13 protein-coding genes and 1 pseudogene are annotated in these 16,482 nt (G+C 41.1%); 9 read left to right on the forward strand and 5 right to left on the reverse strand.

What is annotated here, in order from left to right; all coding sequences use genetic code 11:
- The first annotated feature begins 3 nt into the window (after positions 1-3).
- Together nuoM and nuoN are read left to right on the forward strand one after the other, a co-directional pair.
- A complete protein-coding gene (gene nuoM / locus ACE2AL_RS08455; protein ID WP_206082343.1) occupies positions 4-1,524 on the forward strand; it encodes an NADH-quinone oxidoreductase subunit M in 1,521 nt (506 codons plus the stop codon).
- Positions 1,525-1,530: 6 nt separating this feature from the next.
- Positions 1,531-2,991 (forward strand): NADH-quinone oxidoreductase subunit NuoN, encoded by a 1,461-nt coding sequence (gene nuoN, locus ACE2AL_RS08460; protein WP_349422353.1) that lies wholly within the window; start codon positions 1,531-1,533, stop codon positions 2,989-2,991.
- A 54-nt stretch (positions 2,992-3,045) separates the two neighbouring features.
- Here nuoN and ACE2AL_RS08465 read toward each other — a convergent pair whose 3' ends face one another.
- On the reverse strand, positions 3,046-4,056 hold the full coding sequence (locus ACE2AL_RS08465; RefSeq protein WP_349414931.1) for an alpha-xenorhabdolysin family binary toxin subunit B: 1,011 nt from the start codon (positions 4,054-4,056) through the stop codon (positions 3,046-3,048).
- Positions 4,057-4,067: 11 nt separating this feature from the next.
- Entirely contained in the window at positions 4,068-5,276 is a 1,209-nt protein-coding gene (locus tag ACE2AL_RS08470) for an alpha-xenorhabdolysin family binary toxin subunit A (RefSeq protein ID WP_272539641.1), read from the reverse strand.
- Between the two features lie 757 nt (positions 5,277-6,033).
- Here ACE2AL_RS08470 and ACE2AL_RS08475 point away from each other — a divergent pair.
- From ACE2AL_RS08475 to menE, 6 genes are all read left to right on the forward strand, one after another.
- Complete coding sequence (locus ACE2AL_RS08475) at positions 6,034-7,359, forward strand: isochorismate synthase (RefSeq protein WP_353168998.1); 1,326 nt, start codon at positions 6,034-6,036, stop codon at positions 7,357-7,359.
- A gap of 127 nt (positions 7,360-7,486) precedes the next feature.
- Positions 7,487-9,160, forward strand: a complete 1,674-nt coding sequence (gene menD, locus ACE2AL_RS08480; RefSeq protein ID WP_272681859.1) for a 2-succinyl-5-enolpyruvyl-6-hydroxy-3-cyclohexene-1-carboxylic-acid synthase — start codon at positions 7,487-7,489, stop codon at positions 9,158-9,160.
- Positions 9,160-9,924 carry a 2-succinyl-6-hydroxy-2,4-cyclohexadiene-1-carboxylate synthase gene (gene menH, locus ACE2AL_RS08485; protein WP_272539639.1) on the forward strand — a complete coding sequence of 255 codons (765 nt, stop codon included), beginning with the start codon at positions 9,160-9,162 and terminating at the stop codon, positions 9,922-9,924. The genes menD and menH overlap by 1 nt, the downstream gene beginning before the upstream one ends.
- A gap of 12 nt (positions 9,925-9,936) precedes the next feature.
- Positions 9,937-10,794, forward strand: coding sequence for a 1,4-dihydroxy-2-naphthoyl-CoA synthase (menB, locus tag ACE2AL_RS08490; RefSeq protein WP_206082336.1), 858 nt, complete (start codon positions 9,937-9,939; stop codon positions 10,792-10,794).
- Positions 10,794-11,765: an o-succinylbenzoate synthase gene (menC, locus tag ACE2AL_RS08495; protein ID WP_375084243.1), complete on the forward strand. Its 972-nt coding sequence runs from the start codon at positions 10,794-10,796 to the stop codon at positions 11,763-11,765. Before menB ends, menC begins: the two co-directional genes overlap by 1 nt.
- Complete coding sequence (gene menE, locus ACE2AL_RS08500) at positions 11,753-13,159, forward strand: o-succinylbenzoate--CoA ligase (protein WP_353169003.1); 1,407 nt, start codon at positions 11,753-11,755, stop codon at positions 13,157-13,159. The genes menC and menE overlap by 13 nt, the downstream gene beginning before the upstream one ends.
- Before the next feature lie 82 nt (positions 13,160-13,241).
- Here menE and ACE2AL_RS08505 read toward each other — a convergent pair.
- Both ACE2AL_RS08505 and ACE2AL_RS08510 read right to left on the reverse strand, forming a co-directional pair.
- A pseudogene (locus ACE2AL_RS08505) lies at positions 13,242-13,597 on the reverse strand (DUF805 domain-containing protein).
- Positions 13,598-13,719: 122 nt separating this feature from the next.
- Positions 13,720-15,162 (reverse strand): catalase, encoded by a 1,443-nt coding sequence (locus ACE2AL_RS08510; RefSeq protein ID WP_206082333.1) that lies wholly within the window; start codon positions 15,160-15,162, stop codon positions 13,720-13,722.
- 327 nt (positions 15,163-15,489) lie between these two features.
- Between ACE2AL_RS08510 and ACE2AL_RS08515 the strand changes: the two genes are divergently transcribed.
- Entirely contained in the window at positions 15,490-16,032 is a 543-nt protein-coding gene (locus ACE2AL_RS08515) for a YfaZ family outer membrane protein (RefSeq protein WP_206082332.1), read from the forward strand.
- Positions 16,033-16,183: 151 nt separating this feature from the next.
- On the opposite strand, the gene ACE2AL_RS08520 is transcribed toward ACE2AL_RS08515, so the two are convergent.
- The gene (locus ACE2AL_RS08520; RefSeq protein WP_349422365.1) at positions 16,184-16,390 is read right to left on the reverse strand and encodes a hypothetical protein; all 207 of its coding nucleotides are present in this window, start codon (positions 16,388-16,390) and stop codon (positions 16,184-16,186) included.
- Positions 16,391-16,482: the final 92 nt, after the last annotated feature.

The following is a 16,482-nucleotide window of genomic DNA, read 5'->3' on the forward strand; positions in this document are numbered from 1 at the left end:
GCCATGCTACTACCCTGGCTAATACTTATTCCCTTCATCGGTGGCCTGCTAAGTTGGCAGGCTGACCGGTTCAGTCACCGCGCTCCACGTTGGATTGCGCTGGCGACGATGGGATTAACACTTATTATTTCCGTGCAATTGTGGTTACAAGGGAGCTACTCTCTGGCTAACCCACAAGGCGTTCCACTATGGCAATCCGAGTTTTTCATGTCGTGGATCCCTGCACTGGGAATCAACATTCACTTAGCGATTGACGGTTTATCACTGTTGATGGTCGTTTTGACGGCTATCATGGGGGCGTTCTCGATTCTGAGCTCATGGAGTGAAAACCAAAAGAACCAAGGTGCGTATCACTTTAACCTTTTGTGGATTATCACAGGGGTGATGGGGATTTTCACGGCGGTTGACCTGTTCTTGTTCTTCTTCTTCTGGGAGATGATGCTGATCCCAATGTACTTCCTGATTGCAAACTGGGGACACAAAGGGTCAGAAAACAGACAACACATTAAAGCCGCGACCAAGTTCTTTATCTATACGCAGGCAAGTGGTTTGATTATGTTAGTGTCCATCATTGGATTGGCACTGGCACACTTCAACTCAACGGGTACCTTAACATTTGATTACGACCAGTTATTAGGCACGCAAATGTCTAGCAGCGTCGCATTCATGTTGATGTTAGGCTTCTTTATTGCCTTCGCTGTTAAAATGCCTCTGGTACCATTCCATGGTTGGATGGCGGATACCCAAGAGCAATCACCAACCGCAGGTTCGGTAGATATCTCGGGTATTATGCTAAAAACCGCTGCGTATGGTCTGTTACGTTTTACTTTGCCTCTGTTCCCAGAAGCGTCTATCCAGTTCACGCCAGTGGCAATGACTCTGGGTGTGGTCAGTATCTTCTATGGTGCATGGTTAGCGTTCAAACAAACCGACATTAAACGTCTGGCGGCATACAGTAGCTTATCCCATATGGGGTTTGTGACCGTGGCGATTTATGCAAGCTCAGTGTTGGCGTACCAAGGTGCTGTAATCCAAATGATCACCAACGGTCTGTCAGGTGCAGCGCTGATTATCATCAGTGGCCAACTGTATGAGCGTACGCAAACGCGTGATATGCGCATGATGGGTGGATTGTGGAAACGCATTAAATGGTTACCAGGAATGTCCCTGTTCTTTGCTGCGGCAACGCTAGGAATGCCAGGTACAGGTAACTTCATTGGCGAATTCATGATCCTATTCGGTAGCTTCAGCCAATTCACATTAGTGACCTGCATTATGGTATTTGGTGTGGTGTTTGCTTCTATCTACTCACTGTGGATGATGCAGCAGACTTACTACGGTACACCAAAATCAGAAAAAGAAATGAAAGGGTTAACGGCGCGTGAATTCGGTGTGCTACTGGCTCTGGCTGCTTTACTGGTTATTATCGGTTTCTATCCACAACCAATTTTAGATACATCAGTTGGTTCAATGGAAACATTGCATAACCTGTATTCTGCTTCACTAACAACATTAGGGCTGTAATTCGCCATGACAATAACTCCTCAAGAACTGATCGCAATACTACCACTGATGATCGTCGGGTTGACGGCGGTGGTTGTGATGCTGTCCATTGCGTGGCGACGCGATCACCTGACTAGTGCCGCGCTGACAGTATCGGGTTTTATCATTGCGTTGCTTTCACTCATTTGGGTAGCCGACGGCTACCTAATGGATGTGACTTCGCTTATCCGTGTTGATGGCTTTGCGCTGTTCTATAGTGCGCTTGTCCTGATCGCAGGTATCGGCACCAGTATCTTCGCTTACCACTGGTTAGAAGGCTTTGGTGATAACAGAGATGAATTCCATCTGTTAGTCGCAATTGCCGTCGCAGGTGGTGTGCTGTTATCCATGTCAAATCATATGGCATCAATGTTTATCGGTATCGAGCTGATTTCATTACCGCTGTTTGGTTTAGTGGCGTATACCTTCGAACGTAAACGTACACTGGAAGCAGGGATTAAGTACATGCTGTTATCTGCAGCAGCCTCTTCGTTCCTGTTATTTGGTATTGCGTTGCTGTACGCAGAATCTGGCAGCTTAAGTTTTGCTGCGGTTGGTCAAAGCCTTTCTGATAGCCAAATTCACGCACCATTAGTGATGATTGGTTTCGGTATGCTGATTGTTGGCTTTGGTTTTAAACTGTCACTGTTTCCATTCCAATTGTGGACACCAGACGTTTACCAAGGCGCGCCAGCACCAGTTTCAGCTTTCCTAGCAACGGGCAGTAAAATAGCTATTTTTGCGGTATTAGTGCGTGTCTTTATGGAAGCGCCAATTACCAGTAGCGACACACTGACAATTGTTATTTCAGTGATTGCAATTGCGTCTATTCTGTTTGGTAACTTACTGGCTATCACACAAAAAAGCGCAAAACGTTTACTGGGTTACTCCTCTATCTCCCATATGGGTTATCTGTTAGTGGCACTGGTTGCCCTGCGTATTGACCCTGTTGCTTCACAAGTAACGATTGCAATTTATTTAGTCGGTTACTTGTTTGCAAGTTTGGGCGCATTTGGCGTGATCAGTATCGTTTCTAGCCCTTATCGTGGTGATGATCAAGACGATTTCAGCGCATTTCGTGGGTTGTTCTGGCACAAGCCTGTGCTTGCAACTGTGATGACAGTCGCACTGTTATCCTTAGCAGGTATTCCTATTACATTAGGGTTTATTGGTAAATTCTATGTGATTGTTTCAGCGGTAAATGCCGAACTGTGGTGGTTAACAGGTGCTGTTGTGGTCGGTAGTGCAATCGGTTTGTACTATTACCTGCGCTTTATGGCAAGCCTGTACAGTCGTGATGCAGAACATGCTGAACGTTATACTGGCCCTGAAAAAGCAACTCTGGGTACGGTTTTTGCAGCTGTCTGTGCAATTGCAGCCATTGTCTTCGGTGTTTGGCCACAACCGCTTATTGATATTTCAGCATTAGCTGTAGCAATCGTTGGTTAATGAATACAGTCTAAGTAATATGAAGCCGGTTACTGCAAAGTAACCGGTTTTTTTTTAATCGGGTAGCTGGCGTTGGTATTGATATTCCACATCATTCAAATAAGTCATCAGCATTTGGCTTGCCGTATTGATTTGTACTAAGTTAAGGGGTTGTTCTGATATCTTTTCACTAATATATTGACACCATGACTCCCAGTAATTTTTGAGTAATCCAACTTGGTGGATAATGGTTTGTTTATGTAAATCGATGGCAGTAACTTCATTGGAAAGAGACATTAGTTGTGTGAGTCTAAAAATATTTGTATCAATGGTATTAAGTTCTTCTTTGTGCTCAATAATTTGGTCATTTAAGTACAATCTAACATCAACTAATTTAGCAAATTCAAGGCCATCATCTACCATTGTTAGCAGGTTTCTAATATAACTAATTGCAGATTTTAAAATATCTTTTTTATTTGGGGGGATGTTTAGAGCGTCAATTAACTCTTTCCCTTTAAAATACTTATCAAAAAAATCAGTTAGCTTTGCTCGCAAAACAATATCTTCAGCAGCCATAATAATAGAATAATTCTTGTGTAAATCATTTATTTTAGCTTGCATACTGTGCTTGGATGTCAAAAGGATTTCTTTTTGGCTAGTGTACTGGGTTAGTTTTAACTTATTAGGTTCGTTAAGGTGAAAGATCAGTAGTGATTCATTTGCGTAGCGTATTTTTGAAATAAGTTTTTCTAATTCTAACTTTGCATCCATTAAATCATCAATAAAATTGGCGGTTAGAAGTTGTTTTTTAATATCTGAATAGCTATCTTCGCTGGTTGTTGAGCTTTGGGGGTTATTTAACTCATTGTCTATTATATAATTAATTTTGATGCGTAATATTGGAATCGAATTCCGGATCAACTCATTGAGACGCTCTGTTTTAATTGCGATTTTTTGAATTCGTCCGTAAATAATATAGTCATAACTCATGATGCTTTTATTAAATGCAACGATATTATTTGAAATACATCTTAACTGATAAATATCAATAGGGGGTAACATTGGTAAATCAAGGTTGTCATGCATATTAATGCCTTTTATTGAGATGATGTGTTATTTTTTTGTAGCTCATCAAATAATGTAATTAAATGAACTGAGTAATCTTGAATTGAACTCCAAGACATAATAATTTTCTTGAACTGGGCAATAAATCGAATGAGTTTGTCTGCATTGTTTATTCGCTGAAAAATATCAATTGACTGTTTTATTTCTGTTAAAATAACTAGCCACATATAGTCAAGGTGGTCAATCGCTAATCTAGCATCTTTAAATAGTCCCTCAAGTTTATGTAAGTTAAGTTGGATATCGAAAATTGTTTTTTGAATTAATTTTTCATTGTTTATCTTGGTGTTTATTTCGGCAATTTCTTTCAGTAGTTCATTTTTTCTGGTTCTTATCAAATCGGCTTTAGGTCCAAAAATGCTGCTGGTAATGACTAGGCCAATAATTCCGCCAGCTAATCCAGTAAAACATAATTTAATAAAGTGAGAATATTCTTGTTCTAGTTGCATAATATCTTGCTTTTTAAATTCAATCATTTCTTTCAAAAAAGATTCGGTGCTATCTTGATTGGTCGGTTCGAGTTGCTGATAAATACCTTTTATATTAAATAGAAGTGATTCAACATGCTCAAAATTTGAGAGGTATCCGCCTGTAATGTAAGCTCTAAAATCTGATACTGTATTTTTAATTTTTATTGTCTTTATTGATTGCTGCTTAATGTCATTTTTAATTATATTTAAAATGCTAACAAGCTCAGTAGCAATTTGTTGGTCATCATTTTGATAGGTTATTTTATCTAAGTCATTTGTGGTTAAATCATCTAGACTATCGGATATTCTTTGCAAAATAGGCATGTGGTTAATATATTCAATTATCTGATTTCCTGTTTGTGTAATATTGCGACTTGTCAGTGATAAATTAACAGATTGTTCTTTAACTTGTTGTTCTACGTTATCCCAACTATTTGCATGATTTCGAATATCAATAATTGCACTTGTTAAATCATGATGGTTAATCGGTAGTTCTGTTGAACTATTGATACCAAACCATTTCAAAATATCTATTTCTCGTAAAGGAAGAGAAAGTGCGAAACGAACATGTTTATGAATATTGACTAAATCATCTAAGGTAAATATACCTGCGGAACGCGCAGAAAGCGTATCTTGGTTAGTTAACAATGCTAATGTTGCATTTCCTATATTTTCTTTTTCAATAATTCGGTCATAGTTTTCTTGAATATACATTATGAATTCCAGATTTATTAAGTTAATGAGTAATGAATTTTTAACTTGATTCATTGTTTGGAGACGTATGTACAGTAGGTGTCTGAATTAGTTCTATTCAATGGAAATTAATCATTGGTAAAGCATAAGGTGAGCGCTTTATATTGAATAACCTACTAGAAAGTGATGACGGGGGTTGATACTAAAAAATGAAAATCATCGCTAAAAAATAACTCAATGTGCGTATCACAATAGTAAAAATTTGTATTTATAAAATTAGCTTAATTAATAGAAAGATTAATTTTATAAAAATAATCTTATATGGAAAGAGGATAGGGAGAAAGTATCGTACCATAAGATAAGGTATTGTACTTTCCGTGTTCAATTGATATTAAAGATATGTTTCATAATGAAATACGATAAATAGAATCGAGTATATTTTATACGAATCAATGTCCGCTCCCCATTTAATCCTTGGCATCGATGATGTAAAGCAGTTGATTGGCCAATAAATCGGTAATGTAATCCCAAGAACAGTGATAAAGCCACAAAATATCAATTAATTAAATGAATATGTCATTATATAATTGTTAGAATAAACTATACTAGATGCAAGCAGAGCATCGAATCTCAGCTTTGGCTGGTCTTTGTGAATAAGTAAAGGCGTGCTTGTGGGAGACTAGTTATAGATACAATAATTAATCAATGTATTAATGCATTACATTGCGCTATATAATAATTGGTGTAAATCTATGTGCTGTGGCAGTAGGGATCTAAAGTGATAAATAAAAAAATTGATAATGTAATAGCTGAAATTCTGGAACACTTGTCTACATTGGCACTGGGAAACAAAGAATACGTACGACTTGTTTGGCAACTTGACGAGCAAACCATTTTTCCTGGTTTAGCATGGTTATCTTCGCAAGCTTGTTACCCGCAATTTTATTGGTATCAACGTACAGGTGCAGAGGAATGCAGTGCGTTGGGACGTGTTAAATCCTTTTGCTCTATTGAGGATGCCGAATATTTCTTATCCCAAAACCCACAGATACCTGATGTGCGTTTGTGGGGCTTAAATGGTTGGAATGCAGTGGGGGATGGCCTCACAGATGAAGAAAAACAGCAAGCAACATATTGTTTTCTCCCGCGTTTAGAGATTCATCGGCTGCGCTCAACAATTAATGTGAACTTGAATATTGATGGAAAAGATGACATTCAGGCTGCAATTTTATTTCTTTCGCAACTGACAGCGGCACCAAATGTCTCACTAACGCTTTCTGCGTCGATTACTGAGCAAAAACATATTCCTTGCCATGATGAATGGTGCCGTTTATTAAATTGCGCCATTAGCGATATGAAAGCAGGTAAGATGGAAAAAGTGGTTATGGCGCGGGAGACCCAACTCACACTATCAAATGCGATTTCAGTCGCGGAGCTTTTATCTGCCAGTCAACAAGTTAACCACTATTGTTACCATTTTATGATGGCGTTTGACAAACATTCGGGCTTTATTTCTTCGACGCCAGAACGTTTATATCTGAGGCAGGGGACACAGCTTAATTCAGAGGCTCTAGCTGGTACAGTGGCGAATGATCCTGATGATAACATTGCGGCGGAACAAGCAAAATGGTTAATGGAAGACAAAAAAAATCAACACGAGAATTTAGTTGTCGTGGATGATATTTGCCAACAATTGCAAGGGGCTGTTACGGGAGTAGATGTTTCATCGGCGAAAGTGATCCGCTTGAGAAAAATTCAACATTTATATCGTTCTATCGTGGCAACGCTGATTGAGCCTTCAGACAGCGATTGTTTGCAACGACTTCAGCCAACAGCCGCTGTATGTGGCTTACCACGACAGGCAGCAAGGCAATTTCTTGCAAAGAATGAACCTTTTTCTCGTGGCTGGTATGCGGGAACAGGCGGATTTATTAGCTTAAATAAAAGCGAGTTTGCCGTTTCTTTGCGCTGTGCGCAAATTAATGGTTCGCAAGTTTCATTATACTCAGGCGCTGGCATAGTGAGAGATTCAGCTCCTGAACAAGAGTGGGAAGAAATTGAAAATAAAGCAGCGGGTTTAAAATCGTTGTTTGGTAATGGCTAAAAACCTTAGAATAAAAAAGGTTATTCCTTTTTATTTTCAATTAGTTCATCAAAAATTGTTCTGAGATCAAGAAACTTTTTTCTATCAGTCTAAACTGATTGATAATTAATAATTTGCTGAGCATATTATGTCGAATTCTGCATTTAATATCCGTTGGGCTGAAGTGATCATTGAAGCACTTAGCCGTCATGGTATGAAACACATTTGTATCGCGCCAGGCTCCCGTTCGACGCCTTTAACGTTAGCGGCAAGTAACAATCCAAAATTGCATTGCCATACGCATTTTGATGAGCGTGGCTTAGGTCATCTTGCGCTCGGACTGGCTAAGGCAAGCGGTGAGCCTGTCGGCGTGATAGTGACTTCAGGTACTGCGGTGGCTAATTTGTATCCTTCATTGATAGAAGCTGGGTTAACGGGTGAAAACGTTATTTTTTTGACAGCTGACCGTCCTCCTGAACTGATTGATTGTGGTGCAAATCAAGCTATTCGCCAAACCCATATATTTGCTTCGCATCCGACTCAGTCATTGATGCTGCCTCGTCCAACGAGAGATATTTCCGCTAAATGGCTGGTGACTGCTGTTGATAACGGCATGAACCAACTCCATCATGGTGCTTTTCATATTAACTGCCCATTTGCTGAACCCCTCTATGGCGAAAATGAGGGGGAGTATGAATGGCAGCAAACATTAGGTGATTGGTGGAACTCAAACCACCCATGGTTAAGTGAGCCGTTAACACATACGGTTGCACTCGTGGCGGATTGGTACTTTTGGCGTCAGAAAAAGGGTGTTGTCATCGCAGGGCGAATGAATGCTACTGAAGGCGAATTAGTTGCCCTGTGGGCTCAAGAGTTGGGCTGGCCCGTTCTTGGTGATGTGTTATCTCAAACGGGGCAGCCCTATCCTTGCAGTGATTTATGGTTACAAAACCCGAGTGCTCAAGCTATATTGCAGAGTGCTGAATTAGTGGTGCAGTTTGGCTCAAGTATTACAGGTAAACGTTTGTTGCAATGGCAAGCGAATTGCCAACCGAAAGAGTACTGGATTGTGGACTCAATACCACAACGTTTAGACCCTGCGAATCACATGGGCCGCAAGTTGACTTGTTCGATTAAGGGCTGGCTTGATAACCATCCCGCTCAGCCGCGCAGCTTATGGTGTGAAGCATTATTGAGCCTTGCTGAGAAAACTCAAAATTGTGTTGAAAAACAACTTTCAGGTCAATTTTCTGAAGCCGCAGTTGCACATCAACTCCCAGAACTACTTCCTCCGCGTGGACAATTATTTGTGGGTAATAGTTTAATCGTACGCTTAATTGATTCATTCGCACAACTACCTGTTAGTTATCCCGTTTATAGCAATCGAGGAGCTAGTGGTATTGATGGATTAATTTCTACATTGGCAGGTGTTCAGCGTGCAACGGCGAGACCGACCTTAGGTATTGTGGGTGATCTGTCAGCTTTATATGACTTAAATAGCCTCGCGTTATTACGAAAACCTTCAGCGCCGACCATTTTGGTTATTGTCAATAACAATGGCGGCCAAATATTCTCTATGCTGCCAACCCCAGCTGACGCGAGACAAAATTATTATTGTATGCCGCAGAATGTCAGCTTTGAACCTGCAGCAAAAATGTTTGGCTTGCAGTATTGTGCCCCGACAGATTGGGAAAGCTTAAAGAATACTGTCCAGCAATTTTGGCATAATCAGTATGGTACATTGGTTGTGGAGTTGGTTGTGGACAGTGATGAGGGTGCTCGAACGTTACAACAGCTACTCAGCGTCGTCTCGGAGCTATAATGCTAACAGCTACACAGTACAATCCAGAAAAATCAGGTCCTTGGCTCATTTGGCTTCATGGGTTGCTGGGGAGTGCAGATGATTGGCTTCCTGTGATTAGACAGTTTAATGATTACCGATCACTAGCCATTAATTTGCCTGGACACGGTGCTTCGCAGAAAGAGACGTGTCAAGGTTTCGAACACTTCGATGAGCAATTAAATGCACTTCTGCAATATCATCATGTTGATGAATATTACTTGATAGGTTATTCATTGGGAGCTCGCCTTGCTATGCATTTTGCCTGCTTTTACCAGCCAAAAGGTTTATTAGGGTTGGTTATAGAGGGCGGAAATGTTGGGTTGGATGACATGCAGGCGAGACGCGACCGTGAAAAGAATGATAAAGCATGGGCACAACGTTTTCGTACAGAGTCCATAAAAAAGGTACTAAATGATTGGTACCAACAAGCTGTTTTTGCGGATTTATCACCAGAACAGAGAAATAAACTGATTGAATTGCGTCAAGAAAATAATCCGCAAGGTATTGCGGACATGCTTGAGAGTACATCGTTATCTCAGCAGCCGTTTTTAGTGCCAAATTTGCATCAATTATCTTGCCCGTACCACTATTTTTGTGGAGAGCGAGATCAAAAGTTTCGAAGCGTTTCGCAACAATACACATTGCCATTAACGCTGATTGAAAATGCAGGGCATAATGCTCATCGAGAAAATCCTGTGGGCTATGCAACTGCACTTCACCATTTTTTATCACACTGTGGTTAAAGGAATTTGAGAATGATTTATCCAAGCGAAGAAAAACTGTACGCACCTATTGAATGGCAAGATTGCTCCGAAGGGTTTGACGATATTCTGTATCATAAATCCCCCGAAGGGATCGCGAAAATTACGATTAATCGCCCGCAAGTGCGCAATGCGTTTCGTCCTCAAACGGTTAAAGAGATGATCCAAGCCTTATCTGACGCACGTTATGATGACCACATTGGTACTATTATTTTAACGGGTGAAGGTGAAAAAGCTTTTTGCGCTGGCGGTGACCAAAAAATTCGCGGTGATTACGGTGGATACCGTGATGAAAGTGGTACTCATCACTTAAACGTTTTAGATTTTCAACGCCAAATTCGCACCTGTCCAAAACCTGTCGTTGCAATGGTTGCTGGTTTTGCCATTGGTGGCGGTCATGTTTTACATATGATGTGTGATTTAACGATTGCGGCGGATAACGCGATTTTTGGTCAAACAGGGCCAAAAGTAGGTTCTTTTGACGGCGGTTGGGGTGCATCTTACATGGCGCGTATTGTAGGGCAGAAAAAAGCGCGTGAAATCTGGTTCTTATGCCGTCAATATGATGCAAAAGAAGCATTAGATATGGGGCTGGTTAATACCGTCGTTCCTTACGCAGAATTAGAAAAAGAAACCGTTCGCTGGTGTCGTGAAATGTTAGAGAATAGCCCAATGGCACTGCGTTGCTTGAAAGCAGCATTAAATGCGGACTGTGATGGCCAAGCAGGCCTGCAAGAATTGGCGGGTAATGCGACGATGCTGTTCTATATGACTGATGAAGGTCAAGAAGGCCGTAATGCCTTCAACGAAAAACGTGCGCCTGACTTCTCTAAATATAAGCGTAACCCGTAATGCGTAAAGCCAAAATTTATTCGTTCAGCCTGCCTATGGAGGCAGGTGTTATCCTTCGTTATCAACGCCTCAAAACACGTGATGGGCTTTTGGTGTGCTTGCAAGATGGGGATAACGAAGGTTGGGGGGAAATTTCACCTCTACCTGAATTCAGTCAAGAAACTTTGGAAGAAGCGACCGCTGAAACCATTGTTCGCCTGAATGAATGGGTGAAAGACAGCAAAATTTCTGATAGTCCACTTCCTTCCGTGGCATTTGGATGTAGTTGTGCTGTGGCTGAGCTAACTGGCGAATTACCCCAAGACGCAGACTATCGCAAAGCACCACTGTGTAGTGGTGATCCTGATGACTTAATTTTAAGCCTTGATGCGATGGAAGGCGAAAAAGTTGCGAAAGTTAAAGTGGGCTTATATGAGGCCGTGCGTGATGGCATGGTAGCAAATTTGTTGCTAGAAGCGGTGCCTGAGCTCAAACTACGCCTTGATGCAAATCGCAGTTGGACACGAACGAAAGCGGACGGGTTTGCTAAATATGTTAACCCTGACTATCGTGATCGTATCGCATTCTTAGAAGAGCCGTGTAAAACGCGTGAAGAGTCTCTGCAATTTGCTGCTGATACGGGCATTAACATTGCATGGGATGAAAGTGTGCGAGAAGAGGGGTTCAAGGTGGAAGCTCAAGCGGGTGTTGCGGCAATTGTGATTAAACCAACACTTACGGGTAGCTTAGCCTATTGCCGTTCTTTAGTTGAAGATGCTCATCGCCTTGGCTTACAAGCAGTGATTAGCTCGTCCATTGAAAGCAGTTTTGGCTTAACTCAGCTAGCTCGCGTTGCGCATTGGTTAACACCTAATACTATCCCTGGCCTTGATACGGTTTCTTTAATTCAATCACAGTTAATCCGCCCTTGGCCGCAGTGCGATATTCCATTACAGCAGTTAGAAGACTTAACCATTGTATGGCAGAGTTAACGCAGTTTAGAGATTGGCCTTGGCAGCATTGGGCCAATCTTCAACCCAATTCAATTGCTTTACAGTCAGATTGTGAGAGCTTAACCTGGGACTCACTTAATCAACAGGTTAAAGATCTTGTCACCTATTTTTCAATGCAAGGTGTGACGAACGGTCAATGTGTGGCTCTTCGGGGTAAAAACTCGGTTGAGTTATTACTTAGCCAACTGGCGCTGATTGCCTGTGGTGCGCGTGTTCTTCTTCTTAACCCTAAGATACCTGAACGGACGCTGAGGGAATTATTACCCCATCTTGATATCAGTTTCGTGATTGATTTTACTGATGATATTGAGACACTTTCAAATTACCGAAATCTTGACTATCAGCTGTATTACCACTTTATTGGTGATGATGAGTTTCAGCCAGTTAATTTTCAGATTCATGTGACACAACCAGCCACACTAATATTAACCTCTGGATCAACTGGCTTACCTAAAGCGGCGGTTCATAGCGTTGAGGCGCACCTCAGTAGCGCAGATGGTGTCGTTAATGCGATGGACTACCAACAGGGCGATTGTTGGTTACTTTCCCTACCGCTTTTTCATGTTTCTGGGCAAGGGATTGTTTGGCGTTGGCTGCTTAAAGGGGGAACGCTCGCATTAAAAAGTACGCCACTAATAGATGCTTTGCAAGGAGTGACTCACGCTTCATTGGTGCCAACACAATTATGGCGTTTACTTAATGGTGAGTTTGACAGCCAACTGTCCCTTAAAGAAGTGTTGTTGGGGGGAGCCTCTATTCCTGTTGCATTAACAGATTTAGCTGAAAGTCGAGGTATCGCATGTTGGAGCGGCTATGGTATGACTGAAATGGCCTCGACAGTGTGTGCTAAGCGTGCAGATGGTAAACGTGGTGTAGGCCTACCGTTAAAAGGGAAACAAATTCGTGTTGTTGCTGATGAAGTTCAAGTTAAGTCAACGAGTCAGGCTCTAGGCTATTGGTTTGACGGTAAAATTAAGCCTTTAAATTGTATTGATGGCTGGTTTAAAACGAATGATAAAGGCGCATTTATTGATGGTGAGTATCAAATACTCGGTCGCCTCGATAATCTCTTTATTAGTGGTGGGGAGTGCGTTCAACCCGAAGATATTGAAGCAGTCATTAATTCTCACCCTAATGTATCGCAAAGTTTTATTATTCCCATTGATGATACCGAATTTGGTCAACGCCCTGTTGCCGTGGTGGAGTGCGACTCAGATTTACCACTCAGTGAATTATCCGTTTGGTTAAAAGACAAACTTGCTCCCTATCAATACCCGAAAAGCTTTTATCAGTTAGAGCCTAGCTTAAAGAGTGGGGGAATTAAAGTGTCTCGCCAGCAAGTGAAAAGCTGGGTTTTAGCTCAAGGTCGATGAGCTGAATAAAAATGTTTGTGGGTAGGCAATATTGCTTGTACTGAGAGTATCAAGCCGAGGAATCGGCTTGATAAGTAAAAAATTAGGCCTTTGGATCTGGACCAAATCGATTATTACTCGGAGTACCACCAAGAATGCTAAAAACAAATAAGACAATCCCACCGAAAGGAACAAATGAGATAAGATACCACCAGCCTGATTTGTCTATATCGTGCAAGTGTTTAATGGTGACCGAGATACTTGGTACAATAATCCCTAAGCTATATAGCCGATACTGCCAATTTCACCTATATAGCTATCCATTGAAATACTGATTAATATAATCAATACCAAAAAGATAATCGGGTTGAATAATGTAAACATCCAATACTTTTTACGTTTAGCGCGCCCTTCAAAATTTGCATAGTTATTTCTTAATACATCCAAATACCAATTCACTTTGTCTTTACTTAACCTAAATTTAAAGTAGGGAGAGTAGATCGCTTGAATTAATGAATGTAAATACAGAAGGGAGGTAGGGAACGAAATACGACGGGCAGATTACCCGTCGTGGTATATTTTTATTTCTTTAATTCATTCAACGCTTTCTCAACACCTGCACCGTATTCTGGGTGAACTTGTTTGAATAACGCAATTTGGCGCACTTGCGTGGCTTCTGTGGCATCAATTAGCTCACCAGCAATACGTTTAAACATACGTTGGTGTTCGGCATCATCTAATAATTCATATAATGCGCGTGGTTGGCTGAAATAGTCTTGGTCTTCACGATGATCCCAGTGGTCAGCGGCACCTTCAATAGATAATGGTGGTTCACTAAAATCAGGTTGTTCTTGGAATAAACCCGCTTCGTTTGGCTCATAGGTAACATGATTTCCGCTATTACCATCAACACGCATTGCACCATCACGGTGATAATTGTGGAATGGGCAACGTGGCGCATTCACAGGAATTTGATGATGGTTAACACCAAGACGGTAACGATGAGCATCACCGTAAGAGAAGAGACGCCCTTGAAGCATTCTGTCTGGTGAGAAACCAATACCAGGCACTACGTTAGCAGGGCTAAATGCAGCTTGCTCAACATCAGCAAAGTAATTATCTGGATTACGGTTTAGTTCAAAATATCCTACATCAATTAATGGATAGTCTTTGTGTGGCCAAACCTTAGTCAGGTCAAATGGGTTATAAGGAACCTTTGAAGCTTCTTTTTCAGGCATTATTTGTACTTGCAAATTCCAGCGAGGGAAATCCCCTTTTTCAATCGATTCAAATAAATCGCGCTGTGAACTTTCTCTATCTTTCCCCACGAGTTGTTCAGCCTGTTCATCGGAAAGGTTTTCGATGCCTTGTTGGCAGCGGAAGTGGAATTTCACCCAGAAACGTTCATTATTGGCATTGATAAAGCTGTAAGTGTGGCTACCAAAACCGTGCATATGGCGGTAGCTTTGTGGAATACCACGGTCACTAGCATCGATCGTTAATTGGTGTAAAGACTCGGGTAATTGGGAGAAAAATGCCCATTTATGTTCCATTGTTCGTAAGTTGGAGCGAGGATCGCGTTTTACGACGTGGTTTAAATCAGGGAATTTTAATGGGTCACGAAAGTAGAACACAGGTGTGTTGTTACCCACCATGTCCCAGTTGCCTTCTTCAGTGTAAAACTTGAGTGCAAAACCACGAATATCACGCTCTGCATCAGCAGCACCACGCTCGCCAGCTACAGTTGAAAAACGGGCAAACATTTCTGTTTTTTTGCCTACTTCAGAGAAAATTTTAGCGCGGGTATAAGGCGTAATATCGTGGGTGACGGTAAATGTACCAAATGCACCAGATCCTTTGGCGTGCATACGTCTTTCAGGGATCACTTCGCGGTCAAAATGGGCTAATTTTTCTAAGAACCAGACATCTTGTAACAACATTGGGCCGCGTTTACCTGCGGTCATGACATTATTATTATTGGCGACGGGTGCGCCAGAGGCAGTCGTAAGGCCTTTTTTCTTCATCACAATGCTCCTGATTTTGAATTTAATGACTACATAAACCTAACTAAAAAGTTATTATTTTGTAATAAAACAAAAATACCACTACAATAAACTTGTGATTCAGTATAGTAATTATTGATATGATTATCTAATTAATATAACCAATTACTGTGATTGAATGTGAGATAAGCTGGATTTTTAAAATACAGATTTAAAATTTAAATCTGACTTAGGTGCGATGAAATTATCTTTTGGCTGAATAGGTTGCGTAAATCTGAGTAATTAAGGCTGAGAAACGTGTGTAAATCGCGTAATATCCGTAGGTAATAATTTAAAGAGGATAAAATAATGCGCAAAGTGGTGTTATTAGTGGCGGCGATGTCCCCATTTTTTATGAATTCTGCTCAAGCTGTTTCTGTGAGCGCACAAGCTGGCAAACACTATACTGAATTATCAGCGGGTTTAGGCAATCAAAATGCAGGCCTCGCGTTTAATGGTTCTTGGGCGCGTAGTGACCATGATGGTCAAATGGGCAGTTTAGGCGCTACATTTGGTCTCCCTATTGGGCCTTTTTCTGCTTATGTTGGCGGTAAAGGTTTATATTTATCCCCTGATAATAACAGCAGTGGTGCAGCATTAGCTGTGGGTGGTGGTTTAAACTGGCAGGCTCTGCCTTCACTGAATATTTATGGTGAAGCCTATGGTGCACCAGAGTCACTGACTTCAGGTAGCAAGTCTTATGTTGAAGCAAAAGCGGGCGCACGTTATACGGTATTTAAACCGTTATCTATTGATGCGGGCTATCGTATAATTGAAATGAAAGGCTCACACAACAAGTCGAATGAAAAAATTGCAGATGGTCTTTATTTAGGGGCTGGTCTTTCATTCTAGCGTTGTAACCTAGTTTATATTGCCCTTAGTTGCTTGTGTAATTTGCATCTAGGGGCATAGGTCTTGATTTTGCTGCAATTAAATACTTTTAAATCAAATTATTATCTTTTTGTTTATGATTTCTTAGATATTCATGTTGATTTTCATTGCGTTATTGTAATGAAGCCAAAACATCATGACTTAGCCCTGTACTTTTCATGATGATTTCAGGGCTAACACCATTTTTTAGCAACTGGATTGCCATGGTGATCTTGGCTTCAGCGATACCTTCCTCTCTTCCTTGCTGAATACCTTCTTCTCTTCCTTGCTGAATACCTTCTTGGCGGCCTTTATTTTGTAGGCGTTGTGCAATATTCATGATCGTTTCCTTATGTTGTTCCGTTTGTTCCTCTAAAATTTGAACGATTTCTTCAAAGTTAGTTGAGTCTAACAGTTTCCTTATTAACCTCT

The organism is Providencia xihuensis, from assembly GCF_041953405.1.
Lineage (GTDB): Bacteria > Pseudomonadota > Gammaproteobacteria > Enterobacterales > Enterobacteriaceae > Providencia > Providencia vermicola.